Source organism: Nitrincola alkalisediminis, assembly GCF_009821115.1.
In the GTDB taxonomy this organism is placed as follows: Bacteria; Pseudomonadota; Gammaproteobacteria; order Pseudomonadales; family Balneatricaceae; genus Nitrincola; species Nitrincola alkalisediminis.
Window position 1 is genome coordinate 45,188 of the sequence record NZ_VYTY01000005.1, and the last position, 26,348, is coordinate 71,535.

The following is a 26,348-nucleotide window of genomic DNA, read 5'->3' on the forward strand; positions in this document are numbered from 1 at the left end:
TCCTCTATTCAGATTTCGTTGGTAGATGCTGCGCATCCAGTGTTACACCTAGGGTTTGGCACGCACTGGCAACAGCCAGGAGCACTTGATCCATTTCAGCTTCAAATAACTGACCAATGCAGCCAATGCGAAAACTATCGACTTCGGTCAACTTACCGGGGTAAATCAAAAAGCCCTGCGCCTTAATGCATTGATAAAAATCGGAGAAGGAAAATGCAGGATCACTTGGCGCAATAAAGGTGGTAATAATCGGTGACAACCACTCATCCTCTAACAGTGTGGCAAACCCCAACGCACGCATACCCGACACCAATCGATCACGATTGCGGGTATAACGCGCCAAGCGTGCGGCCTGCCCGCCCTCTTCTGCATATTCATTAAGCGCCTGATGAAAAGCGGCCACTACATGTGTCGGAGGTGTAAAGCGCCATTGACCGGTTTTCTCCAAGTACTGCCACTGATCGTACAAATCCAAGGACAGTGACGGTGAGCGCGCTTCACAGACGGACAATGCCTGTCTCTCGATCAACGCAAAACCAAATCCAGGCACCCCTTCAAGGCACTTATTGGCCGAAGACACCAAGGCCGTGAAAGGTAATTGAGCTGCATCCACAGGCAAGGCACCAAAAGCGCTCATCGAGTCCACAATCAACTGCCGCCCCTGCTCTGCAACCACCTGAGCGATACTGTCCAAGGGGTTGAGAATGCCTGAACTGGTTTCACAATGAATCAACACCACATGTGTTATGGCGGGGTCATCGATTAATAGTTCCTCAACTTCATGAGGCAGCGGCGGTAAATAATCGCCCTTATCCAGCGTGACGTGGGCATGACCCATACGCTGTAATATCTTCGCGGCACGTTGTCCATAGGCACCGTTCATCAACACTAGGGTTTTACTGGTACGATCAAGCAAGGTGGCAAACACGGCCTCAACCGCAAACGTACCGCTGCCCTGAATCGGAACACACACATGGGATGCCTGTGCATTGGCAATCATCAGCAGGCGTTGGCACACGTCTTTCGTAATTTCGTTAAAATCACTGTCCCACGAGCCCCAGTCGCGCAGCATGGCTTCTTTGACTCGGGTCGACGTCGTGAGTGGACCGGGCGTTAATAAGTAGGGTTCTTGTTTCATCATTTCATCCAATCTACGGATAGAGTCGAAAGTAAAATCAACGCTGACGCCATATCTGCGAGCGCTTCAGTATTAGGTGTGTACACATGGCGTGCAGAATTTTGACGACAACCGACGTCAGCAAAATCAACACGGACATGGCCGCTGCACTGGCAAAGTAACCTGCTTCATCCAAATGCAGCACCGCAACCGATGCTAGACGTGTATCGGGTCCATAGAGGAAAATCACCGCCGACACGGTCGTCATGGCATTCACAAACAAATACACCGAAATATCCAACACCGCTGGTAAGGAGGTGGGTAAGGTGACACGCAGATAGGTGCGCCAAAACGGCACTTTTAATGAAGCTCCGACCGCTTCAAACTCAGGGTCCAGCTGCTTTAAAGCCGTCATTGAGGTTAAATGACACACGGTATAAAAGTGCACCAGCGTATTCAAAACCAGAATCGCCAAGGTGCCATAGAGTATATTTAAAGGGTTGCTCGGATGGTTAAAGAAGAAAATATACGCCAAGCCGAGCACCATTCCCGGGACGGCCATCGGCAAGATTGCGAATAAATGCACCCACTGGCGCAACAGGCCAAACTCCTTCGTTTTTTCAACCATCCACGCCACGGTAAAAATAACCAACGTACCGATCACCGCAACACTGGATGCCATTTTTAACGAATTGAACCAAGACTCCCAACCACTGCCGCCTAAGCCATCAAACTGATAATGACGCAAGGTATAGCTCAAGTTGTAAGGCCAGAACTGAATAAGGGATGCATAAACAGCCGTGCCAATCATTAACAAAATGACAGCCGCAACGGAGAAGCACAAGAGCGCAAAAACCCAATCACGAACAGGAGATGGACTGGGCTGATACGGTACCGCACGTGCCGATAATTGAGCGGTTTGCTTACGTTGCACCCAGCGATCTGCGATAAAGGTTAAGACCGCAGGCAACAACAAAATCATACTCACCACGGCGCCCATCTGGAAGTTTTGTTGACCGACCACCTGCTTGTAAATGTCAGTTGCCAATAGGTTGTATTGCCCACCAATGATTTTCGGCACCCCAAAATCCGTGATGGCAAGGGTAAATACCACAAACGCACACGAGATCAACCCATAGCGAATACCCGGCAAGGTCACGGTCAGAAACGTTCGCCACGCTGGTGTTTTTAAGGAGCGTGCCGCTTCATACAAACGTGCATCGCTGTTGGACAAGGCCGTCACCAAGATCATTAAGGCATGCGGAAAAATCCAGAAACACATACCTATGACAATCCCTATCGGACCGTAAATAGATTCACCGCCCAACAAACCTTTTAAATAGCCTTGATTACCAAAGATATATACCAAGCTAATCGCCGGTAACAACGAGGGCGCTAAAATCGGTAAGAGGGTTAACACTTTAAACACCCGCTTACCGGGCATGCAGGTGCGTGTGATGCCATAGGCACACACAAAGGCTAAGCTCACCACTAAACACATGGTCATGATCGCGATGAAAAACGAGTTCGCGATTGAATTAACCAATGAAGGGGTTGAGAAGTAATGCCGATAATTGGCCAAGCCAATAAAGTCACCCGCCGAGTTTTGCACACTTTTCAACAAGAGCGTGTATAAAGGAAAAACTAAGCCAATCAACATGAGGGCCAAGGCTATCAGCATCAAACCCAGTTTAACCCAAGCCTCTTGATTGACACTAAAAAGGCCCGTGATGCGGGACGTTGTTAAGGTTGACATACTAGTGACCATCCTGCCTGAACACACGACAACTGGCGGCGGGTAAGGTCAAATGGACGTCTTTGCCCAGTTGGATCTGATGCTGCACAGCCTCTGAATGCTGAATATCGACGCGCAACTGCACGTCGGCGCTCGTCACATCACAGGTTAAGCGTAAAAAAGCACCTAAGTATTCAATATGGATCACACGTGCTTCGAGCTGCGAACTCGCCTGCCCTAAAGACGTCAATACCACCTCTTCGGGTCGGATCGCCAGATGCACGGGGCGTTTGTTTTCAAAAGCATGAGGCTGTGTGGTGTAGCGCTGCGCGCCGAGCATCACGGCCGTTGGAGAACACACCTCTGCGCTCAAGAAATTCATATTGCCAACAAATTGAGCAACAAATGCACTCTTTGGATGACGATAGACCTCTTCTGGCGTTCCAATCTGCTCAATCACACCGTGGTTCATTACCACAATACGATCCGCCATGGTTAAGGCCTCTTCTTGATCATGCGTCACCATCACCGTGGTCACACCCAAGGTCTTTTGCAAGGCTTTAATCTGTTGACGCAAATGCACACGCACCTGTGCATCCAATGCCGACAACGGCTCGTCTAACAACAGCAACCCTGGCTTCGTCGCCAAAGCCCTTGCCAAGGCCACACGCTGCTGTTGGCCGCCCGACAATTGCGCAGGATACTTTTTCTCAGACCCTTCCAAACCAATTAAACACATCAGCTCGTGCACACGTGCTTGCAGCGCCTGACGTGAGTGCCCTTGATTGCGCAAACCATAGGCAATGTTGTCTGCAATCGTTAAATTGGGAAACAAGGCATACGACTGAAACACGATGCCGAAATCACGCTGTTGTGGTGGCAAATGTGAGATTTCTTTACCCATTTGCACAATACGTCCGCTCGATTGAGGCTCTAACCCAGCAATCGCACGTAATAAGGTGGTTTTTCCACAGCCGGACGGCCCTAAAAAGCAAACAAACTCACCTTCATAAATGGTGAGATCGATGGTATTTAAGGCTACAAACGCACCAAAGGACTTGCTCAGCCCTTCAATTTCTAAACAAATTGACTCAGATACATCCGAATCCGGCATAAACGCCGTCTGTCCGACCAACGCCGCCAACGACGGTTGTTGCATTGTTCTCATAACATCACCCATTGAATCCCCAAGACCGCGTGATTAACACCCCGGCTTATCCTCGACAAAAAAACAGCCCCACAAGGGCGGCTGCTTTTCACCTAACCGTCTCGTGCTAGGGGCAAGCAGCCGTCTCTTGCGAGGGCTGTTATCCCCGCGAAGACGGGGATCTACTGACTTGGCTCGACTTATTTAGAGTCTGACTTAGCATCGTAACGACGCTGCCATTCTTGAAGGATGCGATCACGATTCACGGCCGAGAAGGCGAAGTCGTTATCAATCATGCGCTCAACGATGTCTGCAGGATAATTCTCAATAGGCTTTGCCACTCCAGGCATCGCCACCACCGCATAACCTTCGTTGTAAAGCTCGTTGGCATCACGGCTGACAGCCCAATCCATCAAGGTTTTGGCCGCATCCATGTTCTTCGTGCCTTTCACAATGGCCGCGGCTTCCATATCCCAGCCTAAGCCCTCAGATGGGAAAACCACCTCTATCGGTGCACCTTGCGATTTCAAACGTGCGGCACGGAATGCGAAGGAAACACCGACAATTGCCTCACCGGATCCCGCCAAATTACATGGCGCTGAACCCGAATGCGTGTAGCGGCTGATGTTTTCATGCAGACCGTCCATGAATTGCCATGCTTTTTCTTCACCCCACAGCTGAATCCAGCTCGACACGTCCAAATACCCCGTACCAGAAGAACTTGGGTTTGGCATCACCACATGGCCTTTGTATTCAGGCTTGGTCAAATCCTCCCAGCTCGTTGGCATCGGCACGCCATGCTTTTCGCCTTCAATCGTGTTGTAGCAAATTGCCGCCACCCATGCGTCCATCCCTACCCAAGCAGGTGGTGTGTTCGCATCGACAAACTTAGGATCCAGTAACTCAACGCCTTTGGGTGCATAGGGCTCTAACAACCCTTCTTCATCTAATAACAGCAAACTGGTCGCCGCCAATCCCCAAATCACATCGGCTCTTGGGTTATCCTTTTCAGCCAATAAACGCGCGGTCATAACCCCCGTAGAATCACGAACCCAACGAATAGAGATGTCTGGATGTGCTTGATTGAAACGCTGCGCGTACTTTTGTAAGTCATCTGATTCAACCGCCGTGTACACGGTCAATTCGGTTGCCGAAGCCACCGTCGAGACACACAAAGCTGTCGCTAAAGCGAGCGTGGTTTTCTTAAAGGTAGTAAATGACATGAGTGAAGCCCCCTTGTATTGGTATAGACCAGATATTAAAAGCGACTTATGACAACTGCATGACATTTTGATGAACTGTTAATTACGTTTTCTCATGAGCGAAAATGTCATTTAACTGACATCCTGATGCAACAAATAGACCCTATGATCGCAGCCCAGACAGGACGTCTTACTTCACAACATACTAGTTTGATTCGATTTTTGTGTACTCACTTAATTTTAAACAGGCGTCATAGGGGAATTTAATGAAAAAGTCACTTCTGTGTATGGCAATTGCCAGCAGTCTTATCGTGCCAGCCGTGGCCATGGCCGATGCGACTCTTTACGGATCTTTTAGAATGGCAATGGCCAAAGAAGACAACAAATCCATGTCTTTAGACGACGATAGCACACGTATTGGTCTACGCGGCACTGTTGATCTTGGTCTTGAAGACACCAAAGGGATCTTCCGCTGGGAACAAGCACTGGATATTAACAGTGGTGCGTTGGTTTCAAATGGAGGCCGTTATGCTTGGTTAGGGGCTACAGGCTCTTGGGGTACCCTGACGGGTGGTAAGCAAGACGCTCCAATCCAAGCCTTAGTCACCGCGTATGCAGATGACTTCAACTCAGGTGCTCAGGGCGGTCACTCACAGGTGGCACGTCAGTTCAACCGTCGTCAAGGCAACACCCTTGTGTATGCATCGCCAAAAATGAACGGCTTACAAGCCTCGGCTTCAGCTGTGTTTGCAGGTGATGACATCAGAACCAGCGGTTCAACGGGTCCTAAAGACCGCATGGTTGATGGTTACAGCTTAGGCCTTGCCTATGATGCCAATAACCTCTATTTCGCCGGTGCATTTGGTAACGCCAAATCTGCTAAAAGTGCAGCAGGTAGCTACGGTATTGACCAAAACACTTGGGGCTTAGCGGCAGGCTTTAAAGTCTCTGACCTGACCTTGAAAGCCAAATACGTTCACTTGGAAGACAAAACTGGCGGCAGCTCTTTTGTTAGAACTCAGGGTAAAGCGAATGAATACGTGATCAGCGCAAGCTACGCGATTGATCGTACAACCCTGATGGCCGAATTTGGCCAGACAGAGCGCAAACCAGACAACGCAGCAGACCTGAAAGGCAGACACTATGCATTGGGCATTCAACAGCGCATGGGCCGTGGCCGTGTGTATGCTGAATACCATGATTACACCAAGCCTTTGTATGCCAGCCGTGGCGACAAATTTTTGGTCGGTTACCGCGTAGATTTTTAATCGAGAACGATTTGATAAAAGGCTCATGTAATGAGCCTTTTTTATTCCTATCTTGCCTCTAATGGATGAACACGATGACTACTTTCAAAAAAGCCGCTCTTGCTCTATGCATCACTGCCAGCCTTTCCACTTCGGCTCAAGCCTTAACGCTGACCGAAGCTGGTCGTTACGCGCCTGACACAGTGCCCTTTGGGCAAAGCGCTGCCGAGATTGTTGCCTACAGTCCAACACAACAGCAGGCCTACATCGTCAATGCGTTGTCTGGACAGGTTGATGTGATTGATCTCTCAGAAATAGGCTCACCCATCAAGATCGAATCGCTGGATATTGCCGCTGACGTGATGAACGCTATCACTGGTACAAACATGGCTGCCGTCAATAGCGTTGCCGTGCATGGCAATTTAATGGCAGCGGCCATCGAAGCTAATCCTAAACAAGACATCGGCTATATCGCGGTTTATCAATTAGAGTTGGATGGATCGGTCAAATTTATCACGGCCTACCCAGCCGGTGCTTTACCCGATATGGTCACCTTTTCACCCAATGGCCACTATATTCTTAGCGCCAACGAAGGTGAGCCAAACGATGACTATACCCTTGATCCTGAAGGCTCGATTACCATCGTCGATATTCGTCCAGGCTTAGACAAAGCCATCGTGCGCACAGCGGACTTTACGGCATTCAATGATCAGAAAGCGGCATTGATTGAGCAGGGCATTCGTATTTTCGGTCCAGGTGCCAGCGTAGCTCAAGATCTTGAGCCTGAATACATCACCATCACTTCAGACAGTCGCTTCGCTTGGGTCGCGCTGCAAGAAAACAACGCACTTGCCAAAGTGGATATCGAAAAAGCAACGGTCGACGCAATCTATCCTCTGGGATATAAAGACCACAGTTTGCTGGAAAATGCCTTCGATGCTAGCGATAAAGACGACAAAATCAATATCCGCCAGTGGCCAGTCTTAGGGATTTATCAACCCGATACCATTAGCCTGTATGAATACCAGGGCCAGTCTTACATTTTAACTGCCAATGAAGGCGATGCGCGAGACTATAAGGGCTTCTCTGAAGAGTTCCGTGTCGCCGATATTGAAAAGAAACTCGGGGGCACTCTCGCCATTGATACCTCTGGCATTCCTGCCTTTGAAGGTAAGCTGACAGACCCCGAAAATTTAGGTCGCTTGCGTATTTCGGCCGTGCAAGGCGCTAATTCAGATTGCACCCCAGATGCACAAGGTCTCCCGATGGGCTGTACCTTCGACTCACTCTACAGCTATGGCGCGCGCTCATTCTCAATCTGGAAAGAAGAAAACAACCAGCTCGTGCAGGTTTACGACAGTGCAAATGAGTTTGAACGGATCATTGCTGAACGCTTTCCTGAGCATTTCAACAGCAATCACAGCGAGCAGCCAAGCTTTGACAGCCGCAGCGACGATAAGGGCGCCGAACCAGAAGCCTTAGCCGTCGGACAAGTGGGTGATAAAACCTATGCCTTTATTGGCATGGAGCGGATGGGCGGTATTTTTGTCTACGACATTACCAACCCCTATCAAACCGAGTTTGTGGATTACGTGAATAATCGCAACTTTGATGTCGAGATCAACCGTGAAGTGAATGGACTCGTGTTAGCCAATCCAGAAGCGGGAGACTTAGGACCAGAGGGAATGGCGTTTGTTCATGCCGATCAAAGCCCAACGGGTAAAGCCATGTTGTTGGTCGGTAGTGAAGTCAGTGGCAGTTTGACCGTGTACTTTGTGGAATAAGCTCTGACGCATCAAGGCTCAAGACTCGGCATCAATCCATCCTTGGTGAACGATGGTCTTGAGTCTTACTACGTCAGGTTTTTTGCAGAGATGTGTGCTCTAGCATATCTCTGCCGTCTACTAGATAGGTTCATCGCCTTTTTGAATCAAACAACGTCTTTGCAAAATAATGTCACGAAAGGTAGCGCTGGTCGTTGACCAATCCACAATATCCACCTTCCAGGGCAAGTCAGACTCCGAGAGCCCTCTTTTCCCTTGTCAAGGTTCGGATTGTAACAATATTTTTACTTAACCTTTACAAAGCACCATGCTATTAATAATAGAATTCTAATCTGCAGCAAGGTAGGGTGTTTATGTCCAAACCAACACTGATGATACGTCAACAAATCAACCTGGCCTTTGTTTGCATACTCGTTTTAGCACTTCTCGTGATTGTCGCCGTGGTAGAGTTGAAGGTAAAACCCGACCTGATTTCACAGCAGCAACAACAAATCTCGGTTAATCAAGCAGGGCTCTCTGATTTACTCAGTGAAAATTTAGCGCAAATCCAGCTTCTTACCAGCACGCTAGCTCTGGTAACCTCAAAACTTCCCAAAGACGAGGCATTATTTAAAAAACTCTTTCCTGAAATCATCGACAACCATGGAGACTCTGCCATTGCAGGCGGTGGCATTTGGCCTGAACCCAACACCTTTACACCCGGTGTCCAACGTCGAAGTTTTTTTTGGGGTCGCTCAAATAGCGGAATCGAATACCTAGACGACTACAACGATCCAACGGGTTCAGGCTACCATAATGAGAGCTGGTACCAAGTCGGCCGAAACGCTCCTTTAGATCGTTGCAGCTGGTCTGAAGCCTACATCGACCCCTTTACGCAGATTCCAATGGTAACCTGTACAGTCCCAATCCATGAGAATGGACGTTTTACAGGGGTAGCCACAGTCGACATGATGCTAGATGGTATTACGGCTGTGCTAGAGCAGCATGGGCGTGAGAATGGCGGGTACGTATTCGCAATTGACTCCACAGGGCAAATGATTAGCTTTCCAAAATCCGCTGCAAACATTGTTAAATCTGATGATAGCTTAATCACAGCAACAGAGCTGGGTCGAGAAATACCTTGGCTAGCTAATGTGATTACACAAGCTCTTAATTTGCGAGAGTCTGAAGTGATTGAGTTGCCAAATGATGCCATTCTCAACGAAGCGGCGTATGTCGACCTGATTAGGCACCCCCAGACGGGCTGGATCATTGGTTTGGTGGTACCTAAAAGTCAAATGACTGCAACGGCTCAAAGCATGGGCCTCTTTTTAATGCTGGCGATTGGAGCACTTCTTGTGACAGTGGGTATTTTAGCCGCCTTTTTCTTTCGCAATCTGCTGCATAAAATTCAGCAGACAACAGAGCAGATTAAAGGGTTAATCAAGGGGAATAGCGCTCAAGCACTTGACACTGGTACGATGAACGAAATTGGTGAATTACGCCAAGCAGTCAATGCATATGGCAATAAATTAAAAGCCTTGTTGGATGAGATCCACAACGAATCAAAAAGCCTTGTGCACGATGCCGAGCAACTGAAAAGCTTCAGTAACGAGTTTCTCAATAAAGCCAACAGCCTGAGTGATGAAAACCATATGCTGGCTGCAGCCACAGAAGAACTGGGAGCCACTTCCCAAGATGTGGCTAGTTTTGCGAATGAAACCAAGGGTACGGTTGAGCGCATTCATCAGGACGTTTTAAGCAGCGGACAAGAAATGTCCCGCGTGGCAACAACCATGCAAACGCTTGCTGACACCATTACACGAGCCCAACAGAATATTCTTAAGCTCGATGAAGATAGCCGTCAAGCCAATGGAATGCTCAGCGCCATTCGAGCGATTGCAGAACAGACCAACTTACTTGCACTCAATGCAGCCATAGAGGCCGCGCGTGCGGGTGACTCGGGACGAGGATTTGCCGTCGTTGCTGATGAAGTACGAAGCTTAGCGGCAAAAAGTGAAAGCTCAGCCGTCGAAATAGAAGCGATTTTAAGCCGCTTACAGAAAGGATCACAAGACTCCGTGGCCGCCATGGAACAAGGCCAGAGCGAAACAGGTCATGCTGTTGAATCTACGCAAACAACTGCAATGCATCTGCAGAAGGTTGTCGATGCGTTTTCACAAATCACAGACCAAGCCACTCAAATATCAATTGCCGCCGGAGAACAGCAAAAAGTATCACATGAACTCAGCCAGTTTGTTTCTCGCTTACAAGCACTGACAGACAGTAACGCGTCGGACTCCAGTCATCTGAGTACAATGAGTGAGAAAATTGATGGCATTGCTAAGCGGTTGAATGCGATGAAGTGAGGGAAATGAGGTGAGCTTGGTCTATTTATGATTGACCAAGCTCATTTCAGATCAACCTTACTAATCGGTTCATTGCCTTTTTGAATCAAACAACGTCTTTGCAAAATAATGTCACGAAAGGTAGCGCTGGTCGTTGACCAATCCACAATATCAACCTTCCAAGGCAAGTCAGACTCCGTAAAAGCGTCTACTAAATCCGAATAAACACCAATCTCTAGTGGCTGATTCGACATGACGACAAGATCAAGATCTGAATAAGGTTTGTGTGGACCTTTAACACGTGAGCCAAACGCCCAGACATCATATTGCGCAATATATTTCTTTAAAATGTCTCGAACGATTGCATGCTCCCTAGGGGATATACTGATATTAGAATCATTGGTTTCGTTCATTTATCCTTTCCAGTAAATCTTGCGCATCTAAAACAAATGCATAGGAGGCTTGGTAAACGGTTTGAGCTTTCTGATGATCGTATGTATGTGAAGTAATGTTGCGTAAAGTCCGATACGAAAACCAAGCTTCAACATTTCTAACTAAACCCTTCTCTCCCGCAGTACGCATCATATCTCTGAAGCTATACGAATCGACTTCATCGAGACTCGCTGCGTCTTTTTCCAATTGACGGCGCAACATCTTCACGCTGATTTCATAGACAAACTCAAAATTCTGAATAACGCCAGCAATCAGGGTATGCTGCACGGCTGAGGATTGCTGTTTAAACCAAACATCATCGCTGACGACGGCTATCGCCTCTTTTAGTGAATTAATTGCATTCTCTAAGGTACTTAAATCGAGTTGCTCCGTCATGCTCTTCCCTATTCTTTAGCGTTGTTGGCCAACATATCTTTGCTCTTGCAGGGTGTCAACCGGTTTCAGGTCGCAAGGCTTTGTCAATGCAATTGCACAAGACCCTGCAGAAACAATCATATCAGAGTCGCACGCGCGCTTTTTGCTTTAACGGGAGGGGATGCTGCGTGGATTAAACATTTCATGCGCTCACAGAACACGCTCACGGGTGGGGTTCCGGCGGAACAAGTCCAAACCATACAAGGGCTTATTCGAGTTCTGACCTGCTTGGATGCATTACGAGGTAAAGTATAAAATGATCTGGTCTGAGTGTGAGGGCGAGGGTCAAATTAAGCCTATTGAAGGTGTTCTATTTCGGCTTGTCGAGAATCAAGAGCAAGCCGCTACGCTCAGTTTGGTTGATACCCTTGAGGAGCAATCATTACTAGAGGATCTACTGGAAACATCAAAGCCGAGTTATCCTAACGGTGCTTTTGATCGCTTACACTACCTTTTGAAAACACCTTTTCGTTATCCGCCTTTAAAATGGGGTTCTCGGTTTGGGCGCACACATGAACCCAGTCTTTTTTACGGCGGTCTATCGATTGAAAGCACGCTTAGCAAATCCGCCTATTATCGCTTTGTTTTTTTACGATCCATGCTAGGCAATCCGCCATCTGAAAAGCTCAGAACCGAACACTGTTTGTTTAGTGTCGCCTATCAAACCGTCAAGGGAATTCAGTTACAGGTCGACCCGTTTGATCAGTTCAAACAGGCTCTCTGTCACCCTACTGATTACGCGCCTACACAAGCACTTGGATCCGACATGCGCCTAGCAGGGGTCGAGGCATTTGAATATCGATCGGCAAGATTGAATCAGGATGAGCTCTGCTGCGCTCTATTCACACCAAAGGCCTTCGTCGATCACCAACCAAAGACCCAAGAACATTGGTTTTGTGAGATCACTCAAGCGCAGGTGACGTTTAAAGCCATACGTTCACAACGCATATTTCAATTTCAGCTCACCGATTTTTTGATTGAGGGTAGGTTTCCTTTACCGGCTTGATCACTTCGTCAAAATCGACTGTTTATACTCCGCCACTGTCGCTTGAAGCCCCTGCTCCAGCGTAAAAGGAGGCGTCCAATCCAGAAACACACGCGTATTGGTGGTATCCACCTGCAAATCCCCAACTAAACGATCTACCACACTTTGCTTACCCGTCAGAGCACCCGCTAGCTTAAACAAACCAACAGGCACAGGCATCAAACGAGCTGGGCGCCCCAACGCTGTGCGAATATGCTTAACCAGTTCGGGTAACGAGACATCCTCACCATCGGACACCAAAAACGTTTGATTCGCAGCCGCAGGATGCTGGGTGCAGCGGATGATACAATCAACTAGATTGCCCACGTACACAAGGCTGCGCACGTTTTTAATCCGCGCAAACGGCAGTGGCAACCCCGTATCGGACACCTTTAACAAGCTCAAAAAATTGGCTTTAACGCCCGGTCCATAGACCAGGGGTGGACGAATAATCACAACCTCCATCCCTGTATCGACAGCCAGTTGACGCAGTCCGTCCTCCGCTTCTTGCTTAGAGAGTCCATACGGGTCTTGCGGTGCTGGCGGGTGAGTCGCCGAAAATGGATCGCGTCCTGTGGTTGACTCACCATTCACCTTGATCGAGCTGATATAAATAAAGCGCTTAACGCCTGCGGCTGCAGCGTCTTGGGCCAGTTTTAAAGTGCCTTCTACATTGACCTTACGGTATTCAGCCAAAGGATCGGCCACTTCATCACGCATAATATGCGCCCGAGCAGCTGCGTGCACCACTATATCGATCCCCTGAATCGCGGCAGAATAGTCCGTGGTACCATCCATATTGCCTACTGCAATCGAGCCTTCAGGGGTCGATGCGCTTACACGACGAACCGCAGGCACAACCTGCACTCCAGTAACGTTTTTGAATGCAGCTAACAAGGCTGTGCCCACAAAACCCGTTGACCCTGTGAGTAATATCCGCGCCATCCTAGCCCTCTCCTTCGTTAATGACTAAATCGGTTAGTTGCTTCACAAACACATCGAATCCAAGGCTTTCTTTGAGCTCCTTGCGCTCAGTATCAAACACCGACATATCCACAACATGCCGCTCAACGTCAAAGAAGAAGGAGCAGAGCGTTTCAACATCTGGCTCAATCACCACACCCAGCCGGTTATCCAGCACCCAAGACGCAACACTGGTATGGGCACCACATATCGCCAGGATATTCGCTCCCGCAAACACATAGGAGGAGGATTTACTCGGAAAGGCAAACCGTGTCACGTCGTCTTCAATCGGTAAAAGTGCCCAACAATAGTCGGCATTCAACTGCGCCGCATCAGAGGCAGACACCAATCCCTTATACGTGACATTGTCATGTTTATCCGCCAATTGCTGTAAATCACCCGCAAAGACTCCTGCCCCCGCAAACACGAACGGCAAGGTTCCACCGGCTGATGCGTATTGATCAATGGCACGAATCAGTAAGGGGATACGTTGTAAACGCCCCGCATTGCCACAAAAGGTAAAGCCCAGCACTTTGTGTGGCGGGACAACAACCTGATCAAAGGAAACAGACGGGTTGGATAACACCCGAATCGGCGCGGTCGTGCCCGAACGGCGTTTTATTTCCTCAGCCATCTCATGTGTGATGGTGATCAGTAACTGTGCATGACGCATGGTTAACGCATCCATCGACAATAAGAGGCGATAGAGTAGTGGCCGTACAGGGATAACCACGTTGGCGGCTTCAGGGTGAATATCTTGTAAATGATACACATAGCTCGCCCGAAACAGCTTACAGTAGAGCATGACAATAAAAGGCACTAACACAGGCGGGTCGGTGGACACATAGACGTTTTTGGGTCGTTTAATGAGCAACACGGCCGCCACCCACAACATAAAAAATACGGCATCGATGGCACGACGCAAAATGCTGCTGCCGGATACAGAAAACGCATGGCAAGGGAAAAACTGCACGCCATCGCCGCGCTTCTCTTTGGCAAGATGTGTCTTTATATCCGCATGATCCTGCAGAATGACACCAACAGACTGGTGTTTGGCTTGCTGTTCGGAAAAGCGCATCAACGCCTCGCCAATGACCGGATACACTGGCCAAAAACTGCGGTTTATCACAGCCAAATCCAAACGTTTAAACATCAATATTCTTTCCAAACGGTACGCATAACGTAATCGCGATAGCTGTGAATAATCCGTACCACTTTATCCGATACGTTCGGCATGCTGTAGTCGCCGACGAGTTGTAAATCACGCTGCTCACCACGGCCTTGAGTGTCCAGAATCGCCAAGCCTTGCATTACCCGTTCAACCTCAAGCCCGACCATCATCGCTGCTGCTTCTTCCATACCCTCCGGGCGCTCGTGCGCTTCGCGAATATTCAAGGCGGGGAAATTCAGAATGGAGGATTCCTCATTGATCGTGCCACTGTCGGATAAGACGGCCTTCGCACTCAACTGCAGCTTGTTGTAGTCTTTAAAGCCCAGCGGCTTCAACAATTGCACATTGGCATGAAAGCTGATTCCCAAAGCGTCCACTCGCTTTTGTGTGCGGGGATGCGTCGACATGATCACGGGAAGATCGTAATGTTCTGCGACCCTATTCAGCACGTCGACTAGCTTCATAAAGTTCTTGTCGGAATCTACGTTTTCTTCACGGTGCGCACTCACCACAAAGAACTGCCCTTCTTTCAAACCTAAACGTTGCAACACATCCGACGCTTCAATCCCTTCGCGGTAGACGTTCAACACCTCGAACATCGGACTGCCTGTTTTAATAATGCGATCTGGCGGTAGGCCTTCGGCGACCAGATAATCCCGCGCGATGGTGCTATAGCTCATGTTAATGTCGGCGGTGTGATCGACAATGCGGCGGTTGATTTCTTCCGGCACGCGCATATCAAAACAACGGTTACCCGCCTCCATGTGGAAGGTTGGAATTTTACGCCGTTTCGCTGGCAGCACCGCCATGCAGCTGTTGGTGTCGCCCAATACCAGCAATGCTTCAGGGTTAACCTCAGCCAGTACTTGGTCCACCTTGATAATCACATTACCAATGGTTTGCGCACCAGTCGCACCTGCCGCGCTCAAAAAATAATCGGGCTTACGGATGCCGAGGTCCTGAAAGAAAATTTCGTTTAGCTCGTAGTCGTAGTTTTGCCCCGTGTGCACCAATATGTGCTCACAATGCGCATCCAGCTTAGCGATCACGCGCGACAAACGGATGATTTCTGGGCGAGTCCCCACCACCGTCATTACTTTAAGTTTTTTTACCACGCTAGTCATATATCACTCTAGTCTTCAAAACCGAGGTTACACGTCGGTCGGTGTTAATGGGCAGGTATAGGTATCTGGCTTTTCCCGATCAAAGATCTCATTCGCCCAGAGCATAACAATCATTTCATCATCACCGATATTGGTAATATCGTGCGTCCAGCCTGGCATGGTCTCCACGATCTCCGGTTTGTCGCCCGTGGTCACATATTCATGAAACTCGCCAGTCTGCATATGGCGGAACTGAAAACGGGCGGTGCCCTTGATCACCAAAAACTTTTCCGTTTTAGTATGGTGATAATGACCGCCACGGGTAATACCAGGATGCGCCGTAAAATATGAAAACTGCCCCGCATTCGGGGTTTTTAACATTTCCACAAACACCCCGCGCGAATCGCCGTACTTGGGCACCTCGTACGCAAAGCGCTCTTTCGGAACATAACTCAGATAGGTTGAATAGAGGGCGCGCACGAATCCGACACCCACAGGCTCCGTCACCAGTGTTTGGCGGCTGTCGCGGAAACGGTAAAGCTGTTCGGCCAGCTCACCGACCGACACCTGATAAGTTGGCTGAACGGTTTCGAAGGCCTCGCCCGGTTGTTTTTTATCCATCAACTCCAAAAAATGTGCGATAACGTCGTCTATATAGACGAGGTTGATCATCGCCGCTGGGTCGTTAATCTGGATGGGTAAATGATGCGCGATGTTGTGGCAGAAGGTCGCTACAGCTGAGTTGTAGTTCGGCTTTGCCCACTTACCAAACACATTCGGCAAACGGAATACCGAAACTGGTACCTGGTGTTGATCGCGCAGCGCCAACAAGGCCTCTTCTGCCTCACGCTTTGACACGCCGTAAGGATTATCCAATTCAGCCTGAATAGAAGAGGTATACAGAATGGGCGCTTTACAACCCGACGCCACAAACGCATCCGCTAATTGCTGACTTAAGCCTGTATTACCGCGCTCAAACTCTTCAGGATCTTGTGGACGGTTTATGCCCGCCAAATGAAACACACACTCCACGCCCACGAGCATCGATGCTAAATCGTCAGCTGAGTGCTCTCGGGTAAAGCGAATCACCTCAACATTCTTGCGTTCTGACAGATGCACCAACAAATTTTTGCCAATAAATCCATCGGCACCCGTTACCAAAACACGCATTGTTTACTCCTCTGGGTTTACGTAACGGCCTTCACGCAGTTCACGAATAAACTCCAACTTTAAGAGCAGTTGCTGCATACCCGCAACATCAAGACGTTGAGTGTTGTGCGAATTGTAATCGCTTGCGTGCGAGATTTTTTCCTCGCCCTGCTCAACATACTTGGAATAGTTTAAATCACGCAGGTCAGGTGGAATGCGATAATACCCCCCTAAATCTTCGGCGCAGGCCATTTCTTCACGGCTGAGCAGCGCTTCATAGAGCTTCTCTCCATGACGGGTGCCGATGATGTTAATCGGATAATTTGGCTTGCCCAACAGATCCGACAACGCATGGGCCAAGACTTCAACAGTCGCGGCGGGAGCCTTTTGCACGAACATATCGCCGTTATTCCCCTTTTCGAAGGCATAGAGCACGAGGTCGACTGCATCCGCCAAGGTCATCATAAAGCGGGTCATGTTTGGGTCGGTAAGGGTCAATGGCTGCTCAGCCCGCATCTGATCGACAAACAGTGGAATAACCGAGCCCCGAGAAGCCATCACGTTGCCATAGCGCGTACCGCAAATCACGGTCTTCGCAGGGTCAACATTGCGTGACTTCGCTACCATGACCTTTTCCATCATCGCCTTAGAAATACCCATGGCGTTAATTGGATAAACGGCTTTATCGGTGCTTAAGCACACCACGCGCTTGACTTCGTTTTGAATGGCGGCCTCTAATAGGTTTTCAGTCCCAATGACGTTGGTTTTTACCGCTTCCATCGGGTGAAATTCACAAGACGGGACCTGCTTAAGTGCCGCCGCATGAAAAATATAATCCACACCACGCGTGGCATTCAACACCGCTTGATAATCGCGCACATCTCCAATGTAAAACTTTAATTTAGGATGCGAATACCGCTTGCGCATATCATCCTGTTTTTTTTCATCACGGCTGAAAATACGGATTTCGGCAATGTCTGTGTCTAAGAATCCGTTCAGTACCGCATTACCGAAGGAGCCAGTGCCTCCCGTTATCAACAAGACTTTATCTGTAAACAAAACTGACTCCTCATCCCTTTATATTTAATGCATCGCGACAGAGCTGTATTTTCTGCTCTGGTGACGGGTAATTAATCAATACCGCGCGATACTTACCTTTAAAAACAAACAAACTGCCAGCCGCCGCCCCCACTATCCCCAACTTAGAGATCAGCTGTTGAAGGTGATCCAGCGAACCGGCTCCACCTAAAAACGTAACTGGCACCTTTAGCACGCGTTTAAACTCTGCCGCATACTCCAGATCATAGCCCTGCATGAGCCCGTCTTGATCAACAAAATTAATCACGATCTCACCGGCTCCTGCCTCCTGCAACTGCTTTGCCATGTCCAACGGATCTGACTTAACGGCTTGGGTGGCATTATGAATACACAACTCGTATCCCTTGGCGAAAAAGCCTTTTTTCTGACGCACATCCAATACAGCGACCACAGACTGACGGCCTACCGCTGCGGCTATTTCAGTCAACAATGTTGGATTGCGAATGGCTGCAGAACTAACGGCCACTTTTTCGACCCCCATATCAATAATACGTGAGGCTTGTTCTGCAGACGTCACACCACCACCGTAGCACAGAGGCATACGACATTCAGCGGCCAATTTGGCGATCATAGTAAAGTCTGGTGCAGTTCCATTTACCGCCGCATCAATGTCGAGCACCATCAACTCATCGGCTTCTTTCTCATTAAAGATTTTAACCGCGTTAATCGGGTCCCCGACATACTTGGGGTCTTTAAAGCGCTGGGTTTTAACCAATCCACCTTGATGCACAAGCAAACAAGGAATAATTCGTGGTCTCAGCATTTAAGACAGCTCCGCAAAATTCTTTAGCAACTGAACACCCCAATGATGGCTTTTTTCAGGATGACACTGCACGCCATGAATATGCCCCTGCGAAACCACTGCATCAAAATCCAAACCATACTGCGCGCGTGCTGCAACACTCTTTTTATCCGCGGCATCAAAATAATAGGAATGCAGAAAATAAAACTGCGGAGCCGCATCAAAGCCACGGGAAAAAAGTAAGGAATTGGGCTGAGGCTCCAGTGTGTTCCACCCCATATGCGGCATCGGCAGGGCGGCACTTTGTGGATGATCGGCAAAGGCTCTCACACGACCGGGTATCCAACCCAATCCGGGTAAGCGGCCTTCATCAGACCCTTCGGCTAACATCTGCATCCCTACGCAAACACCCACCACGGGCACCTTCTGCTCAAGCACCAAGGCATCCAATGCGGGTCGCATGCCCGAGTCATTCAACCGCTGCATCGCATGATCGAAATGCCCCACACCCGGAATTACCAAACGGGTGGCATCCTTCAAATCCTCTGGCGTGCTTGCACGTTCTGCCTGAATGCCTGAGCGTTTAAACAGGGTCAAAAACGCCTGAATATTGCCCACACCATAATCCACAATTCGGATCAACGGAAATACCTCTTCTCTAAACCTAACCGCCGCAAGGCATTCGCGCCTACACCAATTAACCATCGTTTATTTTTGTAATCACGATAGGTTTTTTTCGGCATATCGAATAAGGCTTGCAGTTCGTCAACCGATAAGCCCAGTTTATGCGCAACATACTCAAACTCTTGCTCTAAAAAATGCTCATCCATTTCAGGCCGAGAGATACGATCCAATGCGTCTTCTCGCGTCATCTGGCCCGTCATGATCAGACTCGAAAAGTGGGCTCGCCGTTTTTCGAAACCAAAACGGCGTGGCAGCCAGTAGTCTTCGTAAAACCGAGTAAAACGAGATTCATGGTGCTTATGCTTAAACCGCTGCCAACCGAATAGGCGCTCCAACTCATCCTCGGCGTCTTTTTTGACATAAGGCACTAGGTTGAGCGGATGATGGACCTTCATGCCCAGTATTTTTTGATACCAGAGCTTATAAACCAGTATATCTGTTAAGGGAAAGGTTTTCAGGTCGCCTTCACCAAACTGTTTCCAGATATCCCCAAAGAGGGTTTTATCAATACCAAGGTAACCACCCCACTCTTCTGGCTCTCGGCAACACTCGGTCGAAAAGTTAGAGCCAGTAATAATGTGCTTGATGCCGTTCTGACGGGCAAACTTGTAGAGGCCAGAGAAAAAGGCGGCGTCTTGCACCAGATCTTGATCTGGAATGCCTGAACGGAGAAAGGCAACCTGAAGGCGCTTCATTTCTTCCCAGTTCACAACTTCGGTGTACAGATCTAAGTCTAAGCCATCGACCAGTTTCTCGATGTTGCCGACCGCTTGGTCAGTATTCCACCCGGCATCGACATGAAACAGCAAGGGCCGTAAGCCCATTTTTTCTTTTGCAATATAGGCGGCGTAGGAGCTGTCTAAACCACCCGATAGACCGATGATACAGTCAAAGTCATGGCCTTTAGCACTTTGGCGAATTGAGTCTGCTAATTGCTGCAAATCCGACATGCCCTTCGCGCCAGTGTCCCAACTGGGTTTGATGGTGGCTTCAAAGTTATTGCAGTAATTGCAAATACCTTCGTCATTGAATGCAATGTTTGGGTCTGATGTATTCATAATACATCGAGTACATATTGTAGCCAAACTCAATACTCCATTAATTTCAAAACAAATCCTATTGATATTCTAACAATTTTCATGAATATAAAGCTAACTCTTTACCAAACATAAAAATTATACGTTTCGGAGAAAAGAAGGTCAAAAGCTAAAATTTCTTCCACCTTAACTCATTTTCAAGAGTATGCATTAGCTCATCAACAAATAAATCGGTTGATTGAAAATCGTGCTCTATCACTTTAACCCCTAACGCTCTATATTCATTTACCAATGTAGAAGGATAGGAAACTACTAGATCAACTGCTGGGTAACACTCTTTATCCTCAATAAAAAACCAGCCTGCATTAACAATAACGTCACTGGATTTTTGAACTGGGTGTGGTTTATAAAAGAAATCGATTTCAAAATTACTGCTTAACTTCGAAAGCAAATTAAGATGAAAATCTTCACAGAGTGTGTTCCCAACAATCAACAACGTCTTTTTTTCTGAATTAATATTCGACAGCCGAAGTTTGTACTCATAGAACATGCATAAAGGTTCAGCACCTCTAGCGTCTTTTTTAAGTATATGGCATTTAAAAATATTAAATTGATCAGCATTGTATGTATAGATACAGTTAAGATTTTCTAATTTATATGGAAGTCCTTCTGGATAACCTAACATAGCCATTTTTTCATAGGTTGCAGCAAACTCTAGACCGTGTTGAACTAGAATAAGATTCACCTGATCCTGCGTCGATTTTTTACGATGTTCGCAGTAAGTATCAAGCAAAACAGCCCAACGGTCATGATGCTCTGCTGTAACAAGAGTACTAGGGTTTATTTTACTCAGAGCCATATAGGTGACAATCCAATCTAACGCTGTATAGCTTTGAAAAAAAACAGAAGGATCATTTTCTTTTATTAAGTATAAGTGCACTCTTAGGGTAATATAAAAAGCCATCAGCAGTTCAAAAAAGGTCAGAACCGACTGTGCATTAACACATTTAAGGGGGCTGTTAGTATTATCAAAATTAGGGACTGCTAGCCAGAAGGTTTCCTCATCTATAGGAGCCGCTTGTTTTACAACCTCAAGTGTTCTATTACAAACCACTAACACAAGCTTATCAACCAACGATACGGAAAGGGCTACTCTTCCTTTTCGCCTGCTTAAAATCATGATCAGCTTTAATATGAAGTAGAAAAAGGCTAGATACTTCCACAAAAAACCGACGACACTCGAGCAGCTTATAACAAAACCAATAAATTTCGTTTTTTTTGTTATCCACAAAGCAGGCCTAGGAATATATCCATACTCCTTGGCTGACTTATTAAAAAAATCATAGTAGAAAACATCAAAAGCAGACTGATTTCTAGCCGCCTTTAAAAAATGAGTACAGTAATCGTCAATATTCAATTTCATCTAATCATCAAAATATAAGTTATAATAAGTTCTCTTTTTTCACTGGCGTGTTTGCTGATATATTGCAACTAGCTCTCATTCCTATTATTTGATGATACTCTCTTGGAAGCTCACCGTACCCTGGCCTAACGCTACGAATACAATCCTCTGTAATGACATCGCCCGCCTTCATATCCTTAACAAAATAAAGAGAGCGCCTAAATTTCACATTACCCAATTCACTCGATTTGCGGCCATAGTCAATTTTGCCTAAGGCTTGCCAAGCTGTTTTACTATTCCGGCAGAGTTCGGCTAACTCCTTGGGTTCCAGTGAGAAGCTATCATCAGGTCCACCACCGTTGCGATCTAGGGTAAAGTGTTTTTCAATGATAGAAGCTCCCAGCGCAACACTAGTGATGGCTGTTGTATTATCAAGCGTGTGATCAGACAATCCTGTTACCAGCCCGAAACGCTGAATCATATCGGGAATCGTGCGGAGATTGTAATCTTCCGCAGGTGCTGGATAGCCGCTAACACAGTGCAGTATGGCCAGCTCTTTACAACCTGCCCCTTTTGCTGCATCTATTGCTTCTTGAATCTCCCTCTCATTCGCCATCCCTGTCGAAATGATCATAGGCTTACCTGTTCGAGCTACATATTCTATCAAGGGTAAATCCACCGCCTCAAAGCTCGCAATTTTATAAGCGGGTGCGTTCAAGTCTTCCAATAAATCAACGGCTGTCGTATCAAAGGGAGAGCTAAAAATCGTAATTCCTAATCTATTTGCATACTCAAACAGAGGTTTATGCCATTCCCAAGGCATGTGCGCTTCTTGATAGAGTTGGTAAAGCGTTTTGCCATCCCATAGACCACCCCGAATCTGAAACTCTTCGGAATCACAATTCAAAGTGATGGTATCAGCTGTATACGTCTGCAGTTTAACTGCATCTGCACCTGCCTTTTTAGCTTCTTCAATAATTTTCAGCGCTGTCTCAAGCTTACCGTTATGATTAGCAGAAAGCTCCGCAATGATGTAAGGCGGCTGATCTAGTGCAATTCGTCGTCCAGCAATATTTAGGGTTTTCAATGTCATAAAGCTTCTCTTTTAATTGCCCACTCTGATTCAAGGAGTCCAAAGCAGAGTACATCATGGAAGGTTTCATTGATTTTAATATGATCACGCAAACGCCCCTCATCAACAAACCCCAGTTTATGATGAAATCGGATTGAAGCATGATTAAAGTCTAGAGCCTCGCCCGACACTTTATGTAGATTCAAATTCTGAAAGGCCCAATCGAGAACAGTTTTACCCAACCTTGCACCTGTTCCCTTTTTCGCTTCCGGCGCAAGGTAAAATCCCCATTCAGCACGCTCTTGAGTCACCTTTAACTGAGCGAAGCCACAGGGCTGACCATCCTCGGAGTAAATGAACAAATGACTATTTTGATCATGGCTTTGTCGGTCAAACCACTGTTGGTGTTCAGCTGGCGAGATTTGATGTTGACTATACATATAAGCCCTAACATCGGGATGATTGCGCCAGGTAATTAACAAGAGCAAATCCCGATGCTCCACTCTTTTCAAAGAGCCTGTAAAAGTACTCATATTGACAGGCCTAAATGCTGAATAATACGTTTAGCTCCAATACCATCCGTTACATGCAGGCACGCAAGTGTCATACGAGTAAGACTCTCTGGCACAAAATTCGAAATTAAGTGACGAATGGATGTGTTCAAATTATCTACTTTTAAAATAGTGCAGGCACCTTGACGACTCAATCGAGTCGCGATCATCTCCTGATTTTCAGCCAACACCAGCATAATTGTCGGAAGACCTAAGCAACAACGCTCCCAAGAGGTCGAACCCGCAGCCCCTATGGCTAAGTCACTATTGGCCATTAACTCCGCCATATTGCTTACACCCACTTTTACTTGAGTCGGCCAAGGCATCATTTGCGCCTGTTTATTGACCTCTTTAATCCAAGGAGCAGTTGCACCCATAACCACTGTTATAGTGCAATCCGACGGCAATGAGCAGCTATGAAGGGCATCTAACACTTGGCCTGTCACATTGTCCTTATCGACACCACCAAGATTGATCAGAATATTTTGCAACCTTGCTTCTTTACGACGCGATAAACTGTATTCACGCCAGTGGGCGAACTCCGGACGTAGAAGCGCATTCATAGAGCCGCAAAGCAATTCACAGTGGCTAGGAACCCAGTCTATGTAGTCTTGAGTGTCGCGACCATAGGTTTGATCCAACAGCAGGTCACAATCATGTTGGCGATCAGCTAAATCATCAATCACCATTAGCTGGCGACAATAAGGCCGTAACTGAGACTCCCAAACTCTATCCAGTGCATAATGATCAACGACTAACCAGTCGAGCTGCAGAGTCCGCAATAGCAGAGCACATTCTTGAGCATCCTCCTGCTGGCTTGCACCAAGCCATGCGGCGTGGGCAAGTGAGTGAGCAGGTGTTTTATTCGGTTTACAGGCTTGTAAAGGCAAGGCAAGGGCGTGATGGCCGCGTTGCTGAATCAAAGCACCTAAATGCCCTTCATGTTCACGATACATAAAATAACAGCACGCCCCAGCCTCACTTAATGCATCCGCGAGCGTCAGACAGCGCATAACATGGCCTGTGCCTATTTGGGTAGATGCGTCGACCCGGAAAACGATCTTCATGGATTTCCCTGTGTCGCTTGCATCGCTTTAAATAACCATTCTGCCCGCTCCCAGTCTTCCGGAGTATCAATATCCTGAACGCAGTGACGTGGTAACACCACAGGAGTGGAATAATCACCAAAGATCGGCTTACCGCTTAGCCAAGCCTCTGTTGTCCCCCAATAAAACTGACCCGCATCATGCCATGCTTCTTCCAGATCCTGCGAGCGTGTATCAAAATGCTCAGGATAAAACATTTCTACCCGCTGAGCAGTGGTCAGTTTTAAAGCGCGCTGAATAGGAAAGGCATAACTGGTCACACTGAAAGCAAACTCAGCGCGCTGCTGCAAAAGCCGCTCTAATCCTGCTTGCAAATACGTAGTTTGTACAAAAGGCGCTGTTGCATAGATACAGCAAACACGATCAATAGGTTTATCCGATTCTTTTTGTAAGCTGTTGATTGCATTAGCAATAACAGGCTGAGTGCCAGTAAAATCATCACTTAGCTCGGCAGGTCGTATAAAAGGAACCTCAGCGCCATACACTTTAGCAACACTCGCAATTTCCAGATCATCGGTTGATACAATGACCCGTTCAAAGCAGTTACTCTGCAGCGCTGCCTCTATTGAGCGAGCAATCATTGGCTTACCGCAAAAGTCTTTAATGTTTTTGCGAGGAATGCGCTTACTGCCACCACGAGCCGGGATTATCGCTACGTTCATGTCAGCAATAGTTCTTTAAGCGCATCAACCACATAATCCTGCTGATCATCGGTTAAGGTTGGAAACATTGGAATACTGATTGCTTCTGCATAGTATTGCTCTGATTCAGGAAAATCGCCCTGTTTAAAGCCCATTTTTTCATAATAGGGTTGAGTATGCACAGGAATATAATGCAAGTTCACCATGATTTCTTTGGCACGTAACGCTTCAAAGACGTCAACATGCGAAAGTTTGATTTGATCCAACTTTAAACGTATGACATATAGATGGTAGGCGGAATAGCCATCTTTGTGTTGCCAAGGTGTGACCAAAGGTAAATCCGCTAATAGCGTGTTGTAGCGTTTCGCTATTTGGTGCCGACGCGCGACATAATGCATTAGACGATCCATCTGGCTCGCACCGAGTGCACCTTGCAGATCCGTCATCCGGTAATTAAATCCAAGATCAACTTGTTGGTAGTACCAAGACCCTTCCATTGGCTTGGTCATTAAGCTTGGTGTTCTCGTAATACCATGACTGCGAAATAAGGACATTTTTTCTGCCAAGAATTCACTATTCGTGACGGCCATCCCTCCTTCAGCCGACGTAATGATTTTGACAGGATGAAAGCTAAATACCGTAATATCGCTAAAACGACAGTTGCCAACCGGCTCATTCAGATACTTGCCACCGATAGCATGTGAGGCATCCTCAATAATTTTGAAACCGTATTTCTTTGCCAGTGCACTGATGCCTTTCATATCACAAGGCTGGCCACTAAAGTGAACTGGCACAACGACTTTAGGCAAGGTGCCATTTTGTTCAGCCTCAATGAGCTTATGCTCTAAAGCCGCCACGGACATATTGTAGGTTTTGGGATCTATATCAACAAAATCCACCTTTGCACCGCAATACAATCCGCAATTGGCCGAAGCTACGAAGGTGTTAGGGCTTGTCCAGAGCCAATCTTCTTCCCCTAGCCCCAATGCAAGGCAGGCTATATGCAAAGCAGATGTCGCACTGTTCACTGCAATGGCGTATTTTGCATTGCAATGCCTCAGTACCGCCTGTTCAAACCTTGGAACAGCGGGCCCCTGAGTCAGGTTCGACGATTTCAAAACATCGATCACTGCCTTGATGTCACTTTCCGTAATATCTTGACGGCCGTAGGGAATCATA

Annotated in this window: 25 protein-coding genes; 5 read left to right on the forward strand and 20 right to left on the reverse strand. The window is 47.5% G+C overall.

What is annotated here, in order from left to right:
* Positions 1-4: 4 nt before the first annotated feature.
* The 4 genes from F5971_RS09225 to F5971_RS09240 form a co-directional block, all read right to left on the reverse strand.
* Entirely contained in the window at positions 5-1,138 is a 1,134-nt protein-coding gene (locus F5971_RS09225; RefSeq protein ID WP_337588672.1) for a 2-aminoethylphosphonate--pyruvate transaminase, read from the reverse strand.
* A gap of 37 nt (positions 1,139-1,175) precedes the next feature.
* Positions 1,176-2,873: a putative 2-aminoethylphosphonate ABC transporter permease subunit gene (locus F5971_RS09230; protein ID WP_193494797.1), complete on the reverse strand. Its 1,698-nt coding sequence runs from the start codon at positions 2,871-2,873 to the stop codon at positions 1,176-1,178.
* A 1-nt stretch (position 2,874) separates the two neighbouring features.
* Positions 2,875-4,011, reverse strand: a complete 1,137-nt coding sequence (locus F5971_RS09235) for a putative 2-aminoethylphosphonate ABC transporter ATP-binding protein (RefSeq protein WP_425489334.1) — start codon at positions 4,009-4,011, stop codon at positions 2,875-2,877.
* Between the two features lie 188 nt (positions 4,012-4,199).
* Positions 4,200-5,222, reverse strand: a complete 1,023-nt coding sequence (locus F5971_RS09240; RefSeq protein WP_193494799.1) for a putative 2-aminoethylphosphonate ABC transporter substrate-binding protein — start codon at positions 5,220-5,222, stop codon at positions 4,200-4,202.
* A 245-nt stretch (positions 5,223-5,467) separates the two neighbouring features.
* On the opposite strand from F5971_RS09240, the gene F5971_RS09245 reads away from it, so the two are divergent.
* The 3 genes from F5971_RS09245 (at position 5,468) to F5971_RS09255 (ending at position 10,580) form a co-directional block, all read left to right on the forward strand.
* Complete coding sequence (locus tag F5971_RS09245; protein ID WP_193494800.1) at positions 5,468-6,469, forward strand: porin; 1,002 nt, start codon at positions 5,468-5,470, stop codon at positions 6,467-6,469.
* A gap of 74 nt (positions 6,470-6,543) precedes the next feature.
* Positions 6,544-8,232, forward strand: a complete 1,689-nt coding sequence (locus tag F5971_RS09250; RefSeq protein ID WP_223116302.1) for a choice-of-anchor I family protein — start codon at positions 6,544-6,546, stop codon at positions 8,230-8,232.
* Positions 8,233-8,585: 353 nt separating this feature from the next.
* Positions 8,586-10,580 carry a methyl-accepting chemotaxis protein gene (locus F5971_RS09255; RefSeq protein ID WP_193494802.1) on the forward strand — a complete coding sequence of 665 codons (1,995 nt, stop codon included), beginning with the start codon at positions 8,586-8,588 and terminating at the stop codon, positions 10,578-10,580.
* Positions 10,581-10,621: 41 nt separating this feature from the next.
* Here F5971_RS09255 and F5971_RS09260 read toward each other — a convergent pair whose 3' ends face one another.
* Positions 10,622-10,972 (reverse strand): nucleotidyltransferase family protein, encoded by a 351-nt coding sequence (locus F5971_RS09260; protein WP_051514587.1) that lies wholly within the window; start codon positions 10,970-10,972, stop codon positions 10,622-10,624.
* Entirely contained in the window at positions 10,956-11,387 is a 432-nt protein-coding gene (locus F5971_RS09265) for a nucleotidyltransferase substrate binding protein (RefSeq protein ID WP_193494803.1), read from the reverse strand. Before F5971_RS09265 ends, F5971_RS09260 begins: the two co-directional genes overlap by 17 nt.
* A 45-nt stretch (positions 11,388-11,432) precedes the next feature.
* On the opposite strand from F5971_RS09265, the gene F5971_RS18675 reads away from it, so the two are divergent.
* Together F5971_RS18675 and F5971_RS09275 are read left to right on the forward strand one after the other, a co-directional pair.
* Positions 11,433-11,681 carry an MbcA/ParS/Xre antitoxin family protein gene (locus F5971_RS18675; RefSeq protein ID WP_281348311.1) on the forward strand — a complete coding sequence of 83 codons (249 nt, stop codon included), beginning with the start codon at positions 11,433-11,435 and terminating at the stop codon, positions 11,679-11,681.
* 1 nt (position 11,682) lies between these two features.
* Positions 11,683-12,432 carry an RES family NAD+ phosphorylase gene (locus F5971_RS09275; protein WP_193494804.1) on the forward strand — a complete coding sequence of 250 codons (750 nt, stop codon included), beginning with the start codon at positions 11,683-11,685 and terminating at the stop codon, positions 12,430-12,432.
* Here the strand turns inward: F5971_RS09275 and F5971_RS09280 are convergent, their stop codons facing one another.
* The 14 genes from F5971_RS09280 to pseC all read right to left on the reverse strand — a co-directional run bounded on the left by F5971_RS09280 (position 12,433) and on the right by pseC (position 26,347).
* Positions 12,433-13,395 (reverse strand): UDP-glucose 4-epimerase family protein, encoded by a 963-nt coding sequence (locus F5971_RS09280; protein ID WP_193494805.1) that lies wholly within the window; start codon positions 13,393-13,395, stop codon positions 12,433-12,435. It lies immediately after the preceding gene.
* Between the two features lies 1 nt (position 13,396).
* A complete protein-coding gene (locus tag F5971_RS09285; RefSeq protein WP_193494806.1) occupies positions 13,397-14,566 on the reverse strand; it encodes a glycosyltransferase family protein in 1,170 nt (389 codons plus the stop codon).
* Positions 14,566-15,708 (reverse strand): non-hydrolyzing UDP-N-acetylglucosamine 2-epimerase, encoded by a 1,143-nt coding sequence (gene wecB / locus F5971_RS09290; protein WP_193494807.1) that lies wholly within the window; start codon positions 15,706-15,708, stop codon positions 14,566-14,568. Before wecB ends, F5971_RS09285 begins: the two co-directional genes overlap by 1 nt.
* Before the next feature lie 27 nt (positions 15,709-15,735).
* Entirely contained in the window at positions 15,736-16,857 is a 1,122-nt protein-coding gene (gene wbjC / locus F5971_RS09295) for a UDP-2-acetamido-2,6-beta-L-arabino-hexul-4-ose reductase (RefSeq protein WP_193494808.1), read from the reverse strand.
* Between the two features lie 3 nt (positions 16,858-16,860).
* Entirely contained in the window at positions 16,861-17,895 is a 1,035-nt protein-coding gene (locus F5971_RS09300) for a polysaccharide biosynthesis protein (protein WP_193494809.1), read from the reverse strand.
* Positions 17,896-17,905: 10 nt separating this feature from the next.
* Positions 17,906-18,697 (reverse strand): AglZ/HisF2 family acetamidino modification protein, encoded by a 792-nt coding sequence (locus tag F5971_RS09305; protein ID WP_193494810.1) that lies wholly within the window; start codon positions 18,695-18,697, stop codon positions 17,906-17,908.
* Positions 18,698-19,318, reverse strand: a complete 621-nt coding sequence (gene hisH, locus F5971_RS09310) for an imidazole glycerol phosphate synthase subunit HisH (protein WP_036513263.1) — start codon at positions 19,316-19,318, stop codon at positions 18,698-18,700.
* The gene (locus tag F5971_RS09315) at positions 19,315-20,451 is read right to left on the reverse strand and encodes an N-acetyl sugar amidotransferase (protein WP_343042595.1); all 1,137 of its coding nucleotides are present in this window, start codon (positions 20,449-20,451) and stop codon (positions 19,315-19,317) included. Before F5971_RS09315 ends, hisH begins: the two co-directional genes overlap by 4 nt.
* Before the next feature lie 115 nt (positions 20,452-20,566).
* Positions 20,567-21,820 carry a hypothetical protein gene (locus tag F5971_RS09320; protein WP_193494811.1) on the reverse strand — a complete coding sequence of 418 codons (1,254 nt, stop codon included), beginning with the start codon at positions 21,818-21,820 and terminating at the stop codon, positions 20,567-20,569.
* Between the two features lie 19 nt (positions 21,821-21,839).
* A complete protein-coding gene (gene pseI, locus F5971_RS09325) occupies positions 21,840-22,892 on the reverse strand; it encodes a pseudaminic acid synthase (protein ID WP_193494812.1) in 1,053 nt (350 codons plus the stop codon).
* Positions 22,889-23,404 (reverse strand): UDP-4-amino-4,6-dideoxy-N-acetyl-beta-L-altrosamine N-acetyltransferase, encoded by a 516-nt coding sequence (pseH, locus tag F5971_RS09330; protein WP_223116303.1) that lies wholly within the window; start codon positions 23,402-23,404, stop codon positions 22,889-22,891. Before pseH ends, pseI begins: the two co-directional genes overlap by 4 nt.
* Positions 23,401-24,489 carry a UDP-2,4-diacetamido-2,4,6-trideoxy-beta-L-altropyranose hydrolase gene (pseG, locus tag F5971_RS09335; RefSeq protein ID WP_193494813.1) on the reverse strand — a complete coding sequence of 363 codons (1,089 nt, stop codon included), beginning with the start codon at positions 24,487-24,489 and terminating at the stop codon, positions 23,401-23,403. Before pseG ends, pseH begins: the two co-directional genes overlap by 4 nt.
* Positions 24,486-25,190: a pseudaminic acid cytidylyltransferase gene (gene pseF / locus F5971_RS09340; RefSeq protein WP_193494814.1), complete on the reverse strand. Its 705-nt coding sequence runs from the start codon at positions 25,188-25,190 to the stop codon at positions 24,486-24,488. Before pseF ends, pseG begins: the two co-directional genes overlap by 4 nt.
* A complete protein-coding gene (pseC, locus tag F5971_RS09345; protein WP_193494815.1) occupies positions 25,187-26,347 on the reverse strand; it encodes a UDP-4-amino-4,6-dideoxy-N-acetyl-beta-L-altrosamine transaminase in 1,161 nt (386 codons plus the stop codon). The genes pseF and pseC overlap by 4 nt, the downstream gene beginning before the upstream one ends.
* Position 26,348 lies beyond the last annotated feature (1 nt).

Bases quoted from the DNA above. Each gene is read 5' to 3' on its own strand.
- F5971_RS09225 (WP_337588672.1), bottom strand. From the start codon at position 1,138: ATGAAACAAGAACCCTACTTATTAACGCCCGGTCCACTCACGACGTCG.
- F5971_RS09230 (WP_193494797.1), bottom strand. From the start codon at position 2,873: ATGTCAACCTTAACAACGTCCCGCATCACGGGCCTTTTTAGTGTCAAT.
- F5971_RS09235 (WP_425489334.1), bottom strand. From the start codon at position 4,011: ATGCAACAACCGTCGTTGGCGGCGTTGGTCGGACAGACGGCGTTTATG.
- F5971_RS09240 (WP_193494799.1), bottom strand. From the start codon at position 5,222: ATGTCATTTACTACCTTTAAGAAAACCACGCTCGCTTTAGCGACAGCT.
- F5971_RS09245 (WP_193494800.1), top strand. From the start codon at position 5,468: ATGAAAAAGTCACTTCTGTGTATGGCAATTGCCAGCAGTCTTATCGTG.
- F5971_RS09250 (WP_223116302.1), top strand. From the start codon at position 6,544: ATGACTACTTTCAAAAAAGCCGCTCTTGCTCTATGCATCACTGCCAGC.
- F5971_RS09255 (WP_193494802.1), top strand. From the start codon at position 8,586: ATGTCCAAACCAACACTGATGATACGTCAACAAATCAACCTGGCCTTT.
- F5971_RS09260 (WP_051514587.1), bottom strand. From the start codon at position 10,972: ATGAACGAAACCAATGATTCTAATATCAGTATATCCCCTAGGGAGCAT.
- F5971_RS09265 (WP_193494803.1), bottom strand. From the start codon at position 11,387: ATGACGGAGCAACTCGATTTAAGTACCTTAGAGAATGCAATTAATTCA.
- F5971_RS09275 (WP_193494804.1), top strand. From the start codon at position 11,683: ATGATCTGGTCTGAGTGTGAGGGCGAGGGTCAAATTAAGCCTATTGAA.
- F5971_RS09280 (WP_193494805.1), bottom strand. From the start codon at position 13,395: ATGGCGCGGATATTACTCACAGGGTCAACGGGTTTTGTGGGCACAGCC.
- F5971_RS09285 (WP_193494806.1), bottom strand. From the start codon at position 14,566: ATGTTTAAACGTTTGGATTTGGCTGTGATAAACCGCAGTTTTTGGCCA.
- wecB (WP_193494807.1), bottom strand. From the start codon at position 15,708: ATGACTAGCGTGGTAAAAAAACTTAAAGTAATGACGGTGGTGGGGACT.
- wbjC (WP_193494808.1), bottom strand. From the start codon at position 16,857: ATGCGTGTTTTGGTAACGGGTGCCGATGGATTTATTGGCAAAAATTTG.
- F5971_RS09305 (WP_193494810.1), bottom strand. From the start codon at position 18,697: ATGCTGAGACCACGAATTATTCCTTGTTTGCTTGTGCATCAAGGTGGA.
- F5971_RS09320 (WP_193494811.1), bottom strand. From the start codon at position 21,820: ATGAAATTGAATATTGACGATTACTGTACTCATTTTTTAAAGGCGGCT.
- pseI (WP_193494812.1), bottom strand. From the start codon at position 22,892: ATGACATTGAAAACCCTAAATATTGCTGGACGACGAATTGCACTAGAT.
- pseH (WP_223116303.1), bottom strand. From the start codon at position 23,404: ATGAGTACTTTTACAGGCTCTTTGAAAAGAGTGGAGCATCGGGATTTG.
- pseG (WP_193494813.1), bottom strand. From the start codon at position 24,489: ATGAAGATCGTTTTCCGGGTCGACGCATCTACCCAAATAGGCACAGGC.
- pseF (WP_193494814.1), bottom strand. From the start codon at position 25,190: ATGAACGTAGCGATAATCCCGGCTCGTGGTGGCAGTAAGCGCATTCCT.
- pseC (WP_193494815.1), bottom strand. From the start codon at position 26,347: ATGATTCCCTACGGCCGTCAAGATATTACGGAAAGTGACATCAAGGCA.